The sequence below is a fragment of the Affinibrenneria salicis genome, from assembly GCF_008710095.1.
The window spans coordinates 22,315-39,987 of record NZ_VYKJ01000010.1 but is presented as its reverse complement, the minus strand read 5'-3'; the positions used below and the strand labels follow the sequence as shown (position 1 = coordinate 39,987).

Genomic DNA, 17,673 nt, shown 5'->3' with positions numbered 1-17,673 from the left:
CTAATGGCTGCGTATCAGCGTGTTAATCCCCCTGAACAAGGGAAATAGATGATAAATGTGGTGATCGATGACGACGAGCTATCTGGCATTTCCCCGGTTTGATCCCGTGATATTTTCCATTGGTCCGGTGGCCCTGCACTGGTACGGGCTGATGTATCTGGTCGGTTTTGTCTTCGCTATGTGGCTGGCGGTGCGCCGTGCCAACAAGCCGGGCAGCGGCTGGAAAAAAGAGGAAGTGGAGAACCTGCTGTATATGGGGTTTCTGGGCGTGTTCCTTGGCGGGCGTATCGGTTATGTATTGTTCTACGCTTTTCCCTCTTTCCTTGACGACCCGCTCTATCTGTTTCGGGTGTGGGACGGCGGCATGTCCTTCCACGGCGGTCTGGTTGGGGTGATCTGCGTCATGCTGTGGTTCGCTCACCGTACCCGGCGTCATTTCTTTCAGGTCTCTGACTTTATCGCGCCGCTGATCCCCTTTGGCCTGGCCGCCGGACGGCTGGGCAATTTCATCAACGGCGAACTGTGGGGCCGGGTCACGACGGATACGCCGTGGGCCATGCTGTTTCCCGGATCGCGCAGCGAAGACCTGGCGCTGGCGGCCGGTAACCCGCAGTGGCAGGAAATTATCAATCAGTACGGCGTGCTGCCGCGCCACCCTTCGCAGCTGTATGAAATGGCGCTGGAAGGGATCGCGCTGTTTATTATTCTGAATCTGTTTATCCGTAAGCCGCGCCCGATGGGCAGCGTTTCCGGCCTGTTCCTGATCGGTTACGGGCTGTTCCGCATTATTGTGGAGTTTTTCCGCCAGCCGGATGCGCAACTGGGTCTGTTCAGCGGCCTTGTCAGCATGGGGCAGATTCTGTCTGTGCCGATGGTGCTGGCCGGCGTGATAATGATGCTTTGGGCGCAGCGCAGGGCCCGCGCCGCCCGGTAACCGGTTTACCCGGCCGGCGTACAAATTTTATTAATGTAGTGAGGAAGTGAGTCATGAAACAGTATCTGGACCTGATGAAAAAAGTGCTGACAGAGGGCACGCCGAAAGACGACCGCACCGGCACCGGAACCCTGTCCATCTTCGGCCATCAGATGCGTTTCAATTTGCAGGAAGGTTTTCCGCTGGTGACCACTAAACGCTGCCATCTGCGCTCCATTATTCATGAGTTGCTGTGGTTTCTGCAGGGCGATACCAATATCGCTTATCTGCATGAGAACAAGGTCAGCATCTGGGATGAATGGGCGGATGAGAACGGCGATCTGGGACCGGTATACGGTAAGCAATGGCGCGCCTGGGGCGCGGCGGACGGCCGTCAGATCGACCAACTGGCGACGGTGCTGCAGCAGCTCAAACAGGACCCCAATTCGCGCCGCATCATCGTTTCCGCCTGGAACGTGGGCGAACTGGATCAAATGGCGCTGGCTCCCTGCCACGCGTTTTTCCAGTTCTACGTGGCCGACGGCAAGCTGTCCTGTCAGCTTTACCAGCGCTCCTGCGATATCTTCCTCGGTCTGCCGTTTAATATCGCCAGCTATGCGCTGCTAGTGCATATGATGGCGCAGCAGTGCGATTTGCAGGTGGGCGATTTTGTCTGGACCGGCGGCGATACGCACCTGTACAGCAACCATCTGGAACAGACCCGGCTGCAGCTGAGCCGCACGCCGCGCGCGTTGCCGAAACTGGTGATTAAACGCCGTCCGGCGTCGCTGTTCGATTATCGCTTTGAAGATTTCGATATCGAAGGCTACGATCCGCATCCGGCGATTAAAGCGCCGGTGGCGATTTAACACCTGTTGCGCCCGGCATCAATAAAAATGCCGGGCGCGTCGTTTTTTATCGGCCTGCGCGCGTGGAACGGCCGTTGAAAAGCGCTTCAAACGTTGTTTCCTGGGAATATAGAGAACTTGTTCATGAAATCCATAACGATCGTTGTCTCAATGCTCCTTTCCTTGCTGATGTTGACCGGCTGTACGCTTTATCAATGGCAGACAAATCCCGTTAACGAAAAGAAGTACGTTAAGAAAGTCGTTTTTACTGACAATGTCGTGGCCTCGTTTCGCTGGCACGATCTAAAAATCTCCTCAGAGGGGGCGGGCGACAATAAGGTGGCTCTTCCTGCCGACGGTATCGGTTTTAGCGGCGAGAAATATATTTATTTTCTGACTAAAGGGGCGGACGCGCTGGAGCCGCTCGACAAATATATGCAGAAATATCACTTTGTCTCCGGTTACTCTGCCGATGCGCTGCAGTTTGAGTTAACCAGGAAAACCGATGCGCAAACCGACGGCGCTTTTAGCGACGCGGTGTTGATAAAAATCGAGAAAGATAAACGCCAGTTCACACCGGACGAGATTGCTGAAATCAGCAGGCTGGGTTTCAGCGATGGCAAGAAAAGTTATTACAAATATATTGAAATTAGCGGCGTATTTATCGATAAGCGCAGAATCAAGTCAGACTTACAGCAGCCGGAAACTTTTAGCCAGAGCTATAAAATTGAGTTTTATACCAATGAAATGGAAACCTCTTTCAGTGCGCTGAATCTGGTGGGAAATGCGATTTCCACGCCGTTGACGCTGGCTGGCGACATTATTATCGTGCCGGTCGGTCTGGCCGTGATGGCCGCGTCCCCCAATCATTGATTGCGCCACCCGCCGGACTTCCTGCCGTGTGCGGGCTCGCGTTATCACCCGGCGACTTGCCTCGCTGAGCCGGGTTTGCGGCCCGCGTTGATGCCGGTTTTGACGGTATCGCCTCTCCGGATTTAGCGGCCTGAGCGGCCGGGGGAGGCGCCCGTTATCGGCGTTCCTCTCGCCGCCTGTCTTGTCTCTGCCGTTGGCATCCTCCTCCGCTGGTTCGTTGCCCAGGTCGCCGTTTTCTGAACTCCGCCGGAAAAATTCGCTGTATTCTCGCCATTCAACCATAAAACATTGCGCAGTTCCGCGCGGCGTTGGCGACCGCTTCTGTCGTTTCACCGCCTGAGCGCTATAGTCAGCGCCATGAAAAAATTAATGCGTCAGCAGGGTTTTACCCTGCCGGAGTTACTGATGGCGATAATGCTGGTGGCGTTGATGGCGGGCGGCGGTTTGCGGAGCGGTCACGCGTATTTGCAAGCCTTGCGGCTGGAGCAGCATGCCCGTCAGTTACTTGATTTTCTGACTCGGGCGCAGGCCGGCGCCCGCTGGCACAATCACAACCGCACGCTTTGGGTCATTCACGCCGGGTCCGGCTGGTGCCTGGTGACGGGGTTTTCGCCGGCGGGCGGCTGTCCATCCGCCGGCGGCGCGCGGGTCTTCATGCCGGATGACCGTCGCATCGAGCTGGCGGAGTATACCGCCCGTAGGTTCGATTTTTATGGCTTGCGCAATGCAGCGCAGCCGGGGCATCTGACGCTGGCTAATCCGGCCGGCCGTATTCGGCTGGTGATCTCCGTTCGCGGGCGTCTGCGCCTGTGTAGCGAACGGCAGGCAATACTGGCGTTGCCGCGATGCGAATAGCGGGCTCTGCCGGGTTCACCCTGCCGGAAACGCTGCTGGCGCTTAGCCTCGGGGGTGTGATACTGCTGGCGGCGGCGCAGCTTTACCCGCTGTTGCGCAGCCAGAGTCAGAGCAGCGCGCACTATTTCAGGCTGGAACAGCTGTTCAATCAGGTGGCGTTCAGTATGGAAAAGGATATCCGGCGCGCCGGTTTTTGCGCCGGCAGCCGCTGCGCGGGCCGCGCGCTGTTTATCGGCCAGGCGGAAGGGGAAGCGGCGCATAGCTGTTTTATTGCAAGCTGGGATCTGAACCGCAATGGCGCGTGGGAGGCGAACGACCACAGCGAGCCAGAAACCTTCGGCTACCGCCTGCGTCGGCAGGCGCTTGAAGTACAGCGCGGCGTCGGTCATTGTCAGGGCAACCGCTGGGAAAAGCTGCTCGATCCGCAGGAGGTGGCGGTGACCGCGTTGCGCATTCAGGCGCTGGGCCATCAGTCGGGCGGCACGCTGTATGAGTTGCATATAGCGGGTCACTGGGCGAAAAAGCCCGCCGTGCGTCGATCGCTGCGTTGGCTGATGCGCGGGCGCAACCAGTGAGGCGTACCGATCGCATGCAGGCGGGCGGCGCCACGCTGGCGATGGTGATGCTATTGCTGGTTGTCGGTCTGCTGTTGGTTGGCGGGCTGCGCCAGCAGCTTGATGCCGCCGTGCGGCTGGGCAACGATGAACATCGCTATCTGCGCGCCTTTAATCAGGCGCTGTCGTCGCTTAGCTGGGGCGCAAGTCTCGATTGGCCGCGGCATGAGGGGTGGCAGTGCCGCCAGTTCTCGCGGGACGGCCTGACGGCCTGCCTGCTGATGACCGGGCGCGCGGACGAAGACGTTGTGCTGCGCGGCGAAGGGCAATTGCCCGGCGAGGCGCGTTCGCTAAGGCTGTATCAGCGCGCCCGGATGCCCGGGCCTGCCGATGACGTGGCCGATGTCTTCGCCGGCGCGCCAGGCCGCGTCGATAACGTCCCTGCCGCCGACGGAGCGCTGCGAATGCTGGCGCAGGGATGGCTGGATTTTTGTCCGCTCAGGGAGGAGGGGCTTTGTGAGAATGACGACTAACGCAGTTGCCGACAACCCCGCCGGCGAGTCTGAGATATCCCCCCTGTTCAACCGAAGGAGCGCTGCGAATGCTGGCGCAGGAATGGCTGGATTTTTGTCCGCTCAGGGAGGAGGGGCTTTGTGAGAATGACGACTAACGCAGTTGCCGATAGCGCCGCCGGCGAGTCTGAGATATCCCCCCTGATCAACCGAAGGAGCGCTGCGAATGCTGGCGCAGGGATGGCTGGATTTTTGTCCGCTCAGGGAGGAAGGGCTTTGTGAGAATGACGACTAACGCAGTTGCCGATAGCGCCGCCGGTGAGTCTGAGATATCCGCACCGGGCGCGGCGACGGGCCATCATGGCGCGCATGCGGCGCCCCATCCGTTGGCTGGCCGCATGCGTTGTTCAAATAAGCGTCCGACCTATTTATCGGCGGCTTACGCCGCTACGATCTCTTGCAGCCCTATCCCTGATAATCAACCTCGTCAACCGCCCGCTCACCCGGTGTTTTTCCGCCCACGACGCCAGACCGGTTTTAGCCTGACGGAGACACTGATAGCCGCTTTGCTGTTCTCGCTATCGCTTGCCGGATTATTACAATATCATCAGGCTGTGCAGCAGGCATTTGCCCGCAGCGGGCAAATGCATCAGGCATGGCGGCTGGCGCATCAGGCGCTGGAGGTCTGGCCCGCCGGCGTAGATACGTTGTTGAGCGCTTTCCAGCGCCAGAACGGCTGGCGGGTGAGCCAGACGACGCAGCCCGTTGAAAATAACTGCGTACGGGTAAAGGTGAGGGTTCACACCCCCGCGCGCGCTCAGGCTGAACTGGCGCGCTGGTTTTGCCCTCTGCGCTGAGGGGCGAGCGATACCGTCGGGAGAACGCCGTCCGTACTTCAGCGCGCAGATCGTCAAATCGGCAGTCGATCGGTTTATCGTTCAGCCCGGTTATGGGGCTGAGCCAGCGTTCGGGGAAGGCGAGACAATGCCACCTTGTTGTAACATGCCTGAATTAGGTTATTGATAGTTATCGCACTTCAGATTACGGGTCGGCTGGGCTGGTTTGTTACCCGGCGTTTCCCCATGAGCCTTGCCGATTGAAGCTGCCGCTCACAGAGCACTGGCGATGCGCCGGCTTATTGAGCGCGCGCGTCCCGCAACGTATCAGACAGCGGGTATACTTAATTTCTTTTCCCCGGTCAGGCATGAGCTATTGCGGGCAACACAGGAGCCAGGATGTTCACGGTTTATCATTCCAATCAGCTTGAGGTATTAAAACTGATCGCGGCGGCGCTGATTGAACGCGAGCCGCTGCGCGAGCCGTTCCAGCCTGAAGTGGTGCTGGTGCAGAGCCCGGGCATGGCGCAGTGGCTGCAGATGGAGCTGGCCGGCCATTTCGGCATTGCCGCCAATATCGATTTTCCGCTGCCTGGGGTGTTCCTGTGGGACATGTGTCGCCGCCTGTTGCCCGATCTGCCGGAAGAAAGCGCGTTCAGCAAGGAGGCGATGACGTGGAAACTGATGAGGCTATTGCCTGACCAGCTGGAACAGCCGGCGTTTTCGTCATTGCAGTATTATCTGCAGGACGATGAGGATAAGCGCAAGCTGCACCAACTGGCGGGCCGCGTGGCCGACCTGTTCGATCAGTATTTGATCTATCGGCCGGACTGGCTGCAGCGCTGGCAGGCCGGACAGGAGGTGGAGGGGCTCGGCGAGGCGCAGCGCTGGCAGTCGATTCTGTGGCGCGCGCTGCTGGAATACAGCCAGGCGCTTGGGCAGCGTGAATGGCACCACGCCGCGCTGTACCAGCAGTTTATCCAGCGGCTGGAGCAGGCCGAAAGCTGTCCGCCGGGGCTGCCGCCGCGGGTGTTTATCTGCGGCATCTCCGCGTTGCCGCCGGTCTATCTTCAGGCGTTGCGGGCCTTGGGTCAGCATATCGACATTCATCTGTTGTTCACTAATCCCTGCCGCGACTACTGGAGCGATATTCAGGACCGCGCCTTCCTGGCCCGGCTGCAAAGCCGCCAGCGGCGTCTGCATGCCCGCGCGCCGGACCATGCGGATGAGCGGCGCGCGCTGTTTCGCGTCCCCGAGCAGGCCGAAACGCTGTTTGACGCGCAGGGCGAACAGCAAATCAGCAACCCGCTGCTCGCTTCGTGGGGCAAACTCGGGCGCGATCATCTGTATCTGCTGGCCCAACTGGAGAACGTACAGGAAGTAGATGCGTTCGTGGATATCGAGGATGACTGCCTGCTGCACGCGGTGCAGCGCGATATCCTGGAACTCAACGATCGCAGCGTGATCGGCACCGATAAAACCATGCTGGATCATAGCAGGATGAAATCGCCGTTGGATCCGGACGATCGTTCGATAGAGCTGCATGCCTGCCACAGTCCGCAGCGCGAGGTGGAGATCCTGCACGACCGGCTGCTGGCCATGCTGGCCGACGATCCGACGCTGACGCCGCGCGATATCATCGTCATGATGGCGGATATCGACAGCTATACACCCTTTATCCAGGCGGTGTTCAGCAATGCGCCGCCGGAACGCTATCTGCCTTTCGCCATCTCCGATCAGCGCGCGCGTCATGCTCATCCCGCGCTGCAGGCGGTGATCACGTTGCTCAGCCTGCCGGACAGCCGTTTTACCGCCGAGCAGGTGCTGGCGCTGCTGGAGGTGCCGGCGCTGGCCGCGCGCTTTGGCATTCAGGAAGAGGGGCTGCGTCGTCTGCGCCTGTGGGTGGCGGAGTCGGGCATTCGCTGGGGGCTGGACGACGATAATGTGCGCGAGCTGATGTTGCCCGCCACCGGTCAGCACACCTGGCGCTTTGGCCTGACCCGCATGTTGCTCGGTTACGCGATGGACAGTCAGGCCGGCGACTGGCAGGGAGTACTGCCTTATGATGAATCCAGCGGGCTGATTGCGGAACTGGCCGGGCAGTTGGCCGAACTGCTGATGCAGTTGCGCACGTGGCGCCAGTTGCTGAGCGAGGCGCGTCCGCTGGCCGACTGGCTGCCGCTGTGCCGCCAACTGCTGGACACTTTTTTTGATGCGGATAATGACACCGAAATCGCGCTGGTGCTGATCGAAGAGCAGTGGCGACAGATGATTGACGCGGCGCTGTCGGCCGACTATCCGCAGTCGGTGTCGGTAACTCTGTTGCGTGATGAGCTGGGGCGCCGGCTGGATCGCTCACGCCTGAGTCAGCGTTTTCTGGCGGGTTCCATCAATTTCTGCACCCTGATGCCGATGCGCTCCATTCCGTTCAAGGCGGTGTGTCTGCTGGGGATGAACGACGGCGTCTATCCGCGTACTCTGCCGCCGCTGGGTTTCGATCTGATGGCGCAGCAGTCGCGGCGCGGCGACCGCAGCCGTCGCGATGACGACCGTTACCTGTTTCTGGAGGCGCTGCTGTCCGCGCAGCAGCATTTGTATATCAGTTATATCGGGCGCGCCATTCAGGACAACAGCGAGCGCTATCCCTCGGTGCTGGTCAGCGAACTGACGGAGTATATCGGCCAGAGCTATTGCCTGCCCGGCGATAGCGCATGCGATATCGATACCAGCGCGGCGCGCGTGCAGCGACATCTGTGCTGCCGGCACGCGCGTATGCCGTTTGCGGCGGAAAACTTTATCGCCGGTCGGCAGCAGAGCTATGCCGGCGAGTGGCTGCCCGCGGCTCGCCAGCAGGGCCAGGCGCAGCCCGGGTTTATTCAGCCGCTGGAACCGCTGCCCTGTGAGGCGGTCAGCCTGGACGATTTGCAGCGTTTCTATCGCCATCCGGTGCGCGCTTTTTTCCAGCTGCGGCTGGGCGTGCGCTTTATGCTGGACAGCAGCGAACTGCTGGACGAGGAACCTTTCAGCGTCGGCAATCTGGATCGTTATCAGCTTAATATGCAACTGCTTAATACCCTGATCGAGCAGGGCGATGCCGAAGGTTTATACCGTCGTCTGCGCGCCGCCGGGCATCTGCCCTATGGCGCGTTCGGCGAACTTTACTGGCAGGGGCAGCGGGAGGATATGGCGCTGCTGGCCGAGCGCGTTCGCGCCGAGCGGGCTCACGAACTTCAGGCGATTGAACTGGACTCGATGATCGGCGGCGTGCGGCTGAACGGCTGGTTGAACCAGGTGCAGCCGGACGGTCTGCTGCGCTGGCGGCCGGGAACCCTGACCATGACCGACGGTATAATGCTGTGGCTTGAGCACCTGGCCTTCTGTCTGACCGGTCGGGCGGGGGACAGCCGCATGTATGGACGTCAGGACAGCGCGTGGCGCTTCGCTCCTTTGTCGGCGCAACAGGCCGAAGAGCAGATGATACCGCTGCTGAAGGGGTATCGGCAGGGAATGAATGCGCCGCTGTTGTTGCTCAATAAATCCGGCGGCGCATGGCTCCGGCAGTGCTATGACAAAAAGAGCGGCGAGCTGTTGACCGATGAAGAGACCCTAATCAAGGCGCGCGCCAAATTTCTGCAGGCGTGGCAGGGCGACTGGCGCGCGGCCGGCGAGGGCGAAGACTACTATATTCAGCGCGTGGTGCGCGAGCTGGATGAAACGCGGCTGGAAGAAATGATCGTCGCCGCGAAAACCTGGCTGTACGCCCCGCTACGTTTTAATCTTGCCTGACCTGTTTGGCCTGACTCAGGTCGCAGGCAGGATGCTGGCGGGCGTAAAATGAATGAAGTCGTGGGACTGACGCCCGAAAAATTAACGATTTAACACGAACTGAGGTAGTGGAGAGGATGCATGCGTAGACAGTTTGTCTGGATTAGCAGTTTGTTGTTGTTATTGTTCTGTTGGCTGCCGCCGAGCCTGGCCGCAACCGGCTGGCAGCCCCTGCAGCAGACTATCCGCAAGAGCGAAAAAGATCCGCGTCAGTATCAGGCCATCAGGCTGGACAACGGTATGACGGTGCTGCTGGTGTCCGATGCGCAGGCGCCCAAATCGCTGGCCGCTCTGGCGCTGCCGATCGGTTCGCTCGACAATCCCGACAGTCAGCCTGGGTTGGCTCACTACCTTGAGCATATGTTGCTGATGGGGTCGCAGCGTTACCCGCAGCCGGGAGATATGGAGGAGTTTCTGAATAAACACGGCGGCAGCCGCAACGCCAGCACCGCCTCCTACCGCACCGCTTTTTACCTTGAGGTGGAAAACAATGCGCTGCAGCCGGCGGTGGATCGGCTGGCCGACGCTATCGCCAGCCCGCTGCTCGATCCGGTCAACGCCGATCGCGAGCGCAACGCCGTTAACGCCGAGCTGACGCTGGCGCGCTCGCGCGACGAGCTGCGTATGGCGCAGGTCGGCGCCGAAACGCTTAACCCCGCGCACCCCGGCTCGCGTTTCTTCATCGGCAACCTGGAGACACTGAGCGACAAGCCCGGCAGCGCTCTGCACGATGAGCTGGTGCGTTTCTATCAGCGCTATTACTCGGCCAGCCTGATGAAGGGGGTGATCTACAGTAACCAGCCGCTGTCGGCGCTGGCGCAACTGGCGGCGGAAACCTTTGGCCGCATCGGCAGCCATGACGCTGCGGTGCCGGCAATCGATGTGCCGGCCGCTACGGCGCAGCAGCGCGGCATTATCATTCACTATGTGCCGGCTCAGCCGCGTAAGCAACTGCGCATCGAATTTCGTATCGACAACAACAGCGACGCTTTTCGCAGCAAAACAGATACCTATGTCAGCTATCTGATCGGCAACCGCAGCCAGAATACGCTATCCGACTGGCTGCAGAAGCAGGGACTGGCCGAAGCGGTGAACGCCGGCGCCTCTCCAGTGTTGGATCGCAACGGCGGTCTGTTCGCCATTTCCATCTCCCTGACCGACAAAGGTCTGGCTCAGCGCGACGAGGTGATTGCGGCGGTATTCAGCTATCTGCGCCAGCTCCGGCGCGAGGGGATCCAGCCGCGTTATTTTGATGAAATGGCGCACGTGCTGGATCTTGATTTTCGCTATCCGTCGATCCGCCGCGATATGGGCTATGTCGAATGGCTGGTCGACACCATGCTGCGCGTGCCGGTCGAACATACGCTGGACGCGAATTATCTGGCCGATCGTTACGATCCGCAGGCTATCGCCAGCCGGCTGGATGGTATGACGCCGCAAAACGCCCGCATCTGGTTTATCAGCCCGGATGAGCCGCACAACAAACTGGCCTATGCGCTAGAGGCGCCGTATCAGGTCGAGCGCGTCGACGAGACGCGCTTTGCCCGCTGGCAGGCGCTGGGGCAGGATATTTCCCTGACTCTCCCTGCGGCTAACCCCTATATCCCCGATGACTTTTCGCTGATTAACGTACCGCAGCCGGTTAGCCGTCCGCAGATGCTGCTGAATGAGTCGGGGCTGCGCGTGCTCTATATGCCGAGCCGCTATTTCGCCGACGAGCCGAAAGCCGATATCACCCTGCTGCTGCGCAACGCCAACGCGCAGAGCAGCGCGCGCCGACAGGTGCTGTTTGCGCTCACTGATTATCTGGCGGGGCTGGCGCTGGACGAACTGGGCTATCAGGCTTCGGTGGGCGGCATTAGCTTCTCCACCGGCTCGAATGACGGGCTGACGATCAGGGCGAATGGCTATACCCAGCGCCTGCCGCAGCTGCTGCAGGCGCTGATGCGCGACTATTCATCCTTTTCCGCTACGGAAGAGCAACTGCAGCAGGCGAAATCCTGGTATCAGCAGCAACTGGCCCGTGCGGATCAAGAGAAGGCCTTCGAACAGGCGTTCGCTCCCGTGAGGGCGATATCGCGCGTGCCCTATACCGAACGCGAGGAGCGGCGTCAGCAGTTGGCGAGCATCACTCTGAGCGACGTGCTGACCTACCGTGACGAACTGCTGCGTCAGGCTACGCCGGAGCTGCTGGTGGTCGGCAATCTGGCGCCGGATCAGGTGACTAGCCTGGCGCGGGAACTGAAAACGAAGCTGGGTATCTCCGGCACGCGCTGGTGGCGCAGTCCGGACGTAGAGATCGTGGAAAAACGGCTGGCTATCCTGCAGAAGGCGGGCGCCAGCACCGACTCGGCGCTGGCGGCGGCCTACGTACCGCCCGGCTACGGCGAGGTACAGAGTATGGCCTACAGCTCGCTGCTCGGGCAGATTCTCCAGCCCTGGATCTACGGCCAGCTCAGAACCGAGGAGCAACTGGGCTACGCCGTGTTCGCGTCCCCGATCGCGGTCGGCCGTCAATGGGGCATCGGTTTTGTGCTGCAGAGCAACGTTAAGCAGCCTGCCGCGCTCTACCAGCGCTATCTGGACTTTTATCAGAAGAGCGAAAAACGTCTGCGCGCCATGCCCGGAGAAGAATTCGAGCAGTACCGGCAGGGGCTGATCAATGAAATCAGGCAGCGTCCGCAAACGCTGTATGAAGAGGCGAATCGCTGGAGTAACGATCTGGATCGGCAAAACTTCGCCTTCGATTCGCGGGAAAAACTGCTCGCTCAGCTTACGTCGCTGACGCAGCGTGAACTGGCGGATTTCTTCCGCCAGGCGGTGGTGGTGCCGCAGGGGATGGCGCTGCTGTCGCAGATTGCCGGCAGCCAGCAGGGGCAGACCGACTATGCCCGGCCCGAAGGCTGGCAAAGCTGGCCGAATGCCTCCTCGCTGCAAAAAGCGCTGCCGCAGCGGGATGTTAAATAATGTCGTCTTCCGGCTCGCAGCCGCTTGATGCGCTGACCCTGCCGCTGCACGGCGAGCGGCTGATCGAGGCTTCCGCCGGCACCGGCAAGACCTATACGCTCGGCCTGCTGTACCTGCGTTTATTGCTCGGGCTGGGGCAGGAGGCGGCCTGGCGCCGTCCGCTGCTGGTGGAAGAGATTTTGGTCGTCACCTTCACCGAGGCGGCCACCCAGGAGCTGCGCGAGCGTATCCGCGGCAATATCCACGCCCTGCGTCTGGCCTGCCTGCGCGGCGGCAGCGCCGATGCGCAACTGCAGGCGCTGCTCGACCAGGCGGGCGATCTGCCGGCGGCGGCGGCCCGGCTGCTGGCGGCCGAACGGCAGATGGATGACGCGGCGATTTATACCATTCACGGTTTCTGTCAGCGCATGCTGGCCAGCAATGCGTTTGAGTCCGGCCTGCTGTTTGAACAGACTCTGGTGGAGGATGAGTCGCCGCTACGCCGTCAGGCCTGCGCCGATTTCTGGCGTCGCTACTGCTATCCGCTGCCGTTGACCGTCGCCCGGGCGATCGCGCAATTGTGGAGCGGTCCTGATGCGTTGCTGACGGAGTTGTCTCCCTGGCTGCAGGGCGAATCGCCGGCGTTGCGTCGGCCGCCGGCGCCGGATGAAACGCTATTGGCGCGCCACCAGGCGATTATCGACCGCATCGATGATTTTAAGCGGCGCTGGCTGTCTGTCTCCGGCGAACTGCGGGCGCTGATTGAGGCGTCCGGCGTGGATAAACGCAGCTACAGCAGCCGTTACCTGCCGGTCTGGCTGGACAAGGTAACGGACTGGGCGCAGCAGGAAACGCAGGATTATCAGTTGCCGAAAGAGCTGGAAAAGTTCAGTCAGGCGACGCTGAACGAGAAAACGAAAAAGGATCCGACGCCGCAGCATGCGATCTTCACGGCGACGGAGCTGCTGCTGGGCGAATCGCTGTCGATCCGTGAGCTGGTGATCGCCCGCGCGCTGCAGGAAATCCGTCATTCAGTGCAGCAGGAAAAACGGCTGCGCGCCGAGTTGGGGTTCGACGATCTGTTGGGCCGGCTGGATCAGGCGCTGCAGCAGCCGGGCGGCGAGCTGCTGGCGCAGTCGATTCGCGGTCACTATCCGGTCGCGCTGATCGATGAGTTTCAGGATACCGATCCGCAACAGTACCGTATTTTTCATACGCTGTACGGCGGTCAGTCGGCGTGCGGGCTGCTGCTGATCGGCGATCCGAAACAGGCGATTTACGCGTTTCGCGGCGCGGATATTTTCACCTACATGCGCGCGCGCGCCGAAGTCAGCGCGCACTATACGCTGACCACCAACTGGCGTTCCGCGCCCGATATGGTCGGCGGCGTCAACCAGCTGTTTCAGCGCGTGGAGCGGCCGTTTCTGTTTGAGCAGATTCCGTTTTTCGCGGTGCGTCCGGCGGACAAAAACAGCTCGCTGGCGTTCGAGTTGCGCCAGGCGCGTCAGCCCGCGCTGCACTTCTGGCTGACCGGACGCGAGGGCGTCGGCGTCGGCGATTATCAGGATATGATGGCGCGCCAGTGCGCGGCGCAGGTATGCGACTGGCTGCAGGCAGGTCAGCAGGGCGAGGCGCTGTTGCTTAACGGCGATAAGCAGCGGCCGGTGCAGGCGTCGGACATTACCATTCTGGTGCGTAACCGTAATGAAGCCGCGTCGATCCGCTCGGCGCTGGCCCGGTTAAACATCCCTTCCGTTTATCTTTCCAGCCGCGACAGCGTTTTCGCCATGCCGGAAGCGCGCGATGTGCTGTGGATCCTGCAGGCCGTTGTGACGCCGGAGCAGGAAAGCACGCTGCGCAGCGCGATGGCTACCGCGCTGATGGGGCTGGACGCGCGGCAAATCGACGCGCTGAGCCGGGACGAGGCGGCGTGGGATGCGCTGGTGGAAGAGTTCGCCGCCTATCGGGACTGCTGGCGTCAGCGCGGCGTACTGCCGATGCTGCGTCAACTGATGGTGCGCCACCGGCTGGCGGAGAACCTGCTGGCCAGCGTCGGAGGGGAGCGCCGGCTGACCGATGTGCTGCATATCGGCGAACTGATTCAGGAGGCCGCCGCCGCGCTGGACGGCGAACATGCGCTGGTGCGCTGGCTGGCGCAGCAGATCGCGCAGCCCAATCCGCGTACGGAAAGCCAGCAGCTGCGGCTGGAGAGCGATCGCCATCTGGTGCGGATTGTCACGATTCATAAATCGAAAGGGCTGGAATATCCGCTGGTCTGGTTGCCGTTTGTCAGCCAGTTCCGCGTACAGCAGCAGGGGGTGTACCACGATCGCGACAGCTACCAGGCCATGCTGGATCTGCAGGGCGACGCAGAGAGTCAGGCGCTGGCCGAAGAAGAGCGGCTGGCCGAGGATTTGCGTTTGCTGTACGTCGCATTGACGCGTTCGGTTTACCATTGCAGCGTCGGCGTGGCGCCGCTGTTTCAGGGCGGGCGTAAAAAAGAGGGAATCAGCGACATGCACCACAGCGCGCTCGGTTATTTGCTGCAGCGCGGCGAACAGATGGAGGCCGGCGCGCTGGCGGATGAACTGACGGCAATGGCCGGCGAAAATATCGCCGTCAGCCTGACGCAGGCGCCGGACCCGGCGCCGTGGCGGCCGCAGCAGACGGATATCAGCACGCTGAGCGCGCGCCGTAATGCGCGTCAGATGCGTGACGACTGGCGGGTGACCAGCTATTCCGGTCTGCAGCAGCACGGTACTTCGGCGGCGCAGGAATTGTTGCCGCGGCTGGATATCGACGCCGCGGGCGAGCGGCAGCCGGAGGCGGAGCCGCAGCGTACGCCGCATACGTTTCCGCGCGGCGCCGGCCCGGGGACCTTCCTGCACGGTTTGTTCGAAACGCTGGATTTTACCCGGCCGATCGATAACGCATGGCTGGCGAGTCAACTACAGCAGCAGGGGCTGGAGGACGCGTGGCTGCCGGTGCTGGCGGCGTGGATGCGGGCGATCCTGGACCAGCCGCTGACGGCCGGCGATGAAGGGCCGCGCCTGGCGCAGCTGGCGCCGAATCAGCGTCAGGCGGAGCTGCAGTTCTGGCTGCCGATCGGCGCGCCGCTGCAGGCGCAGGCGCTGGATCGGCTGGCGAAGCGCTACGATCCGCTGTCCGCTCGCTGCCCGGCGCTGAGTTTTCGTCAGGTGCAGGGGATGCTGAAGGGATTTATCGACCTGGTGTTTTGCTGGCAGGGGCGATATTACCTGCTGGACTATAAATCGAACTGGCTGGGCGAAGACGCCAGCGCCTACACGCAGCCGGCCATGGAGCAGGCGATGATGATGCACCGTTACGATCTGCAATATCAGCTGTACAGCCTGGCGCTGCACCGCTATCTGCGCCACCGCCTGCCGGATTATCGGTATCAGCGTCATTTCGGCGGCGTGTTCTATCTGTTCCTGCGCGGTATCGACCAACAGATTCCTGGCAACGGCGTGTTCGGCTATCGGCCCGATGAGGCCTTTGTCGCGGCGCTTGATGAGCTGTTTAGCGGCGAGTCTTCCGATGATGAGGAGACGCGCCATGATGTCTGAGCTGTTGACCCTGGCCAGGCAGAAGCGGTTGCTGCGTCCGCTGGATCTGCAGTTTGCCCGGCTGTTGGCCGACGATGAACAGCCGATGCTCATGCTGGCCGCCGCCAGCCTGAGCGCGCATGCCGGCGCGGGCCATGTCTGTCTGCCGCTGGCGGCGCTGCGGCCGGAGGAGCTGTTCGACGGCCGCGAACGCGAGCTGGCGCAGGCTGTCTGGCTGGCGGCCGGCCGGCCGGATGAAGCGGCGTGGCTGGCGGCGCTGCGCGCCTGCGATGCCGTCGGCGACGGCAGCCGGCCGACGCCGCTGGTTCTGCAGCAGCGGCGCCTTTATTTGCAGCGTAACTGGCAGAGCGAAGGCCTGGTGGCGGCGTTCGTCGCCCGCGCCGGTCTGGCGGACGAAGCGGCGCCGACCGCCGGCGAACAACAGATCCGCGCCGTGCTGGATGCGCTGTTCGGCGCGGCGGCCGGCGATGAGGTCGACTGGCAAAAAATTGCGGCGGCGGTGGCGCTGACCCGACGTATTTCGGTGATCTCCGGCGGGCCGGGCACCGGCAAAACGACCACCGTGGCGCGGCTGCTGGCCGCGCTGATTCAGTTGAGTCCGCATACGCCGTTGCGCATCCAACTGGCGGCGCCCACCGGCAAAGCGGCGGCCAGACTGACCGAATCGCTCGGCGCGGCGCTGAACGGACTAACGCTGGACGAGGCGCAGCGCGCCTGCTTCCCGCAGGAAGCCGCGACGTTGCACCGTCTGCTGGGCGCGGTGCCGGACAGCCAGCGTCTGCGCTATCACCAGGGCAATCCTTTGCATCTGGACGTGCTGGTGGTGGATGAAGCATCTATGGTGGATTTGCCGATGATGGCGCGGCTGATTGCCGCACTGCCGCCGCGCGCGCAGGTGATCCTGCTGGGCGATCGCGATCAACTGGCTTCGGTGGAGGCGGGCGCGGTGCTGGGCGATATTTGCCGTTTCGCCGAGGATGGCTACAGCGCCGCGCGCGCCGCGCAACTGGCGCGCTTAACCGGCTGCGCGTTGCCGCAGGCGTCGCAGCAGGCGGTTAGCCCGGTGAGCGACAGCATTTGTCTGCTGCGCAAGAGCTACCGCTTCGACCAGCAATCGGGCATCGGCCAACTGGCCGGCGCGGTAAACGGCGGCGACGCGCGCCGGGTCGGACAGGTGCTGGATCACCCGCACCAGGATATCGCCAGCCACCCTTTGCGCAGCGATGAAGATTATGCGCTGATGCTGACGCACTGCGTGCAGGGCTATCGCGACTACCTGCGCCAGGCGGCGTCGGACGTCGCGCCGGAGCATGCGCTGGGTCAGTTCCAGCGCTTTCGCCTGCTGTGCGCCCTGCGCGAAGGGCCATTCGGCGTCGCCGGGCTTAATTCGCGCATTGAACAGGCGCTGCAGCGCGCCGGTCTGATCGCGCGCAGTCCAAATCCGCTCAATCCCTGGTACGCCGGGCGGCCGGTGATGATTGAGCGCAACGATCGGGCGCTCGGGTTGTTCAACGGCGATATCGGTATCGCGCTCTGGCATGCGCCGGGGGATCTGCGCGTCTATTTCCAACTGCCGGACGGCTGCCTGAAGTCGATTGTTCCCAGCCGTCTGCCGCCGCATGAAACCGCCTGGGCGATGACGGTGCATAAATCGCAGGGCTCCGAATTTGAGCATACCGCGCTGGTTCTGCCGGGAAACTTTCTGCCGGTGCTGACGCGCGAACTGATCTATACGGCGATTACCCGCGCCCGCCGCCGGCTTTCGCTGTACGCCGAGCGGCAGATACTGCTTAGCGCGGTGAAGACGCCGACCTTGCGCTACAGCGGGCTGGTTGAACGCATTCAGGCGGCCGCGCCGCAGTCCGATGCTGAAGAGTGGCGCGAATCCGGCGATCTGCGATAATGTCGGCCTGACCGAACGATA

General features: G+C 61.9%; 11 protein-coding genes and 1 pseudogene. All 12 read left to right on the top strand.

Annotation, left to right across the window (positions count from 1 at the left end):
* Positions 1 to 67: 67 nt before the first annotated feature.
* The 12 genes and pseudogenes from lgt (at position 68) to recD (ending at position 17,652) form a co-directional block, all read left to right on the top strand.
* Positions 68 to 934, top strand: a complete 867-nt coding sequence (gene lgt, locus FJU30_RS17765; protein WP_150436321.1) for a prolipoprotein diacylglyceryl transferase — start codon at positions 68 to 70, stop codon at positions 932 to 934.
* 53 nt (positions 935 to 987) lie between these two features.
* Positions 988 to 1,782 carry a thymidylate synthase gene (thyA, locus tag FJU30_RS17760; RefSeq protein ID WP_150436320.1) on the top strand — a complete coding sequence of 265 codons (795 nt, stop codon included), beginning with the start codon at positions 988 to 990 and terminating at the stop codon, positions 1,780 to 1,782.
* A gap of 123 nt (positions 1,783 to 1,905) precedes the next feature.
* Positions 1,906 to 2,634: a hypothetical protein gene (locus tag FJU30_RS17755; protein ID WP_150436319.1), complete on the top strand. Its 729-nt coding sequence runs from the start codon at positions 1,906 to 1,908 to the stop codon at positions 2,632 to 2,634.
* A gap of 357 nt (positions 2,635 to 2,991) precedes the next feature.
* Positions 2,992 to 3,489 (top strand): prepilin peptidase-dependent protein, encoded by a 498-nt coding sequence (locus FJU30_RS17750; protein WP_150436318.1) that lies wholly within the window; start codon positions 2,992 to 2,994, stop codon positions 3,487 to 3,489.
* A complete protein-coding gene (locus FJU30_RS17745; protein WP_150436317.1) occupies positions 3,480 to 4,064 on the top strand; it encodes a prepilin peptidase-dependent protein in 585 nt (194 codons plus the stop codon). The genes FJU30_RS17750 and FJU30_RS17745 overlap by 10 nt, the downstream gene beginning before the upstream one ends.
* A complete protein-coding gene (locus FJU30_RS17740) occupies positions 4,061 to 4,576 on the top strand; it encodes a YgdB family protein (RefSeq protein WP_223881626.1) in 516 nt (171 codons plus the stop codon). The genes FJU30_RS17745 and FJU30_RS17740 overlap by 4 nt, the downstream gene beginning before the upstream one ends.
* 196 nt (positions 4,577 to 4,772) lie before the next feature.
* Positions 4,773 to 4,850 (top strand): annotated as a pseudogene (locus FJU30_RS27660) (DUF2509 family protein); the annotation flags it as partial.
* On the top strand, positions 4,840 to 5,412 hold the full coding sequence (locus FJU30_RS27520) for a prepilin-type N-terminal cleavage/methylation domain-containing protein (protein ID WP_317984054.1): 573 nt from the start codon (positions 4,840 to 4,842) through the stop codon (positions 5,410 to 5,412). The pseudogene FJU30_RS27660 and the gene FJU30_RS27520, both read left to right, overlap by 11 nt.
* 378 nt (positions 5,413 to 5,790) lie before the next feature.
* Complete coding sequence (recC, locus tag FJU30_RS17725) at positions 5,791 to 9,177, top strand: exodeoxyribonuclease V subunit gamma (protein ID WP_150436316.1); 3,387 nt, start codon at positions 5,791 to 5,793, stop codon at positions 9,175 to 9,177.
* Positions 9,178 to 9,297: 120 nt separating this feature from the next.
* Entirely contained in the window at positions 9,298 to 12,183 is a 2,886-nt protein-coding gene (gene ptrA / locus FJU30_RS17720; RefSeq protein WP_150436315.1) for a pitrilysin, read from the top strand.
* Entirely contained in the window at positions 12,183 to 15,749 is a 3,567-nt protein-coding gene (recB, locus tag FJU30_RS17715) for an exodeoxyribonuclease V subunit beta (RefSeq protein ID WP_150436314.1), read from the top strand. Before ptrA ends, recB begins: the two co-directional genes overlap by 1 nt.
* Entirely contained in the window at positions 15,742 to 17,652 is a 1,911-nt protein-coding gene (gene recD, locus FJU30_RS17710) for an exodeoxyribonuclease V subunit alpha (RefSeq protein ID WP_150436472.1), read from the top strand. Before recB ends, recD begins: the two co-directional genes overlap by 8 nt.
* The last annotated feature ends 21 nt before the right edge of the window (positions 17,653 to 17,673 follow it).

Coding starts and splice junctions, on each gene's coding strand:
- thyA (WP_150436320.1), top strand. CDS start 988: ATGAAACAGTATCTGGACCTGATGAAAAAAGTGCTGACAGAGGGCACG.
- recC (WP_150436316.1), top strand. CDS start 5,791: ATGTTCACGGTTTATCATTCCAATCAGCTTGAGGTATTAAAACTGATC.
- FJU30_RS17755 (WP_150436319.1), top strand. CDS start 1,906: ATGAAATCCATAACGATCGTTGTCTCAATGCTCCTTTCCTTGCTGATG.
- FJU30_RS17745 (WP_150436317.1), top strand. CDS start 3,480: ATGCGAATAGCGGGCTCTGCCGGGTTCACCCTGCCGGAAACGCTGCTG.
- FJU30_RS27520 (WP_317984054.1), top strand. CDS start 4,840: ATGACGACTAACGCAGTTGCCGATAGCGCCGCCGGTGAGTCTGAGATA.
- recB (WP_150436314.1), top strand. CDS start 12,183: ATGTCGTCTTCCGGCTCGCAGCCGCTTGATGCGCTGACCCTGCCGCTG.
- ptrA (WP_150436315.1), top strand. CDS start 9,298: ATGCGTAGACAGTTTGTCTGGATTAGCAGTTTGTTGTTGTTATTGTTC.
- recD (WP_150436472.1), top strand. CDS start 15,742: ATGTCTGAGCTGTTGACCCTGGCCAGGCAGAAGCGGTTGCTGCGTCCG.
- lgt (WP_150436321.1), top strand. CDS start 68: ATGACGACGAGCTATCTGGCATTTCCCCGGTTTGATCCCGTGATATTT.
- FJU30_RS17750 (WP_150436318.1), top strand. CDS start 2,992: ATGAAAAAATTAATGCGTCAGCAGGGTTTTACCCTGCCGGAGTTACTG.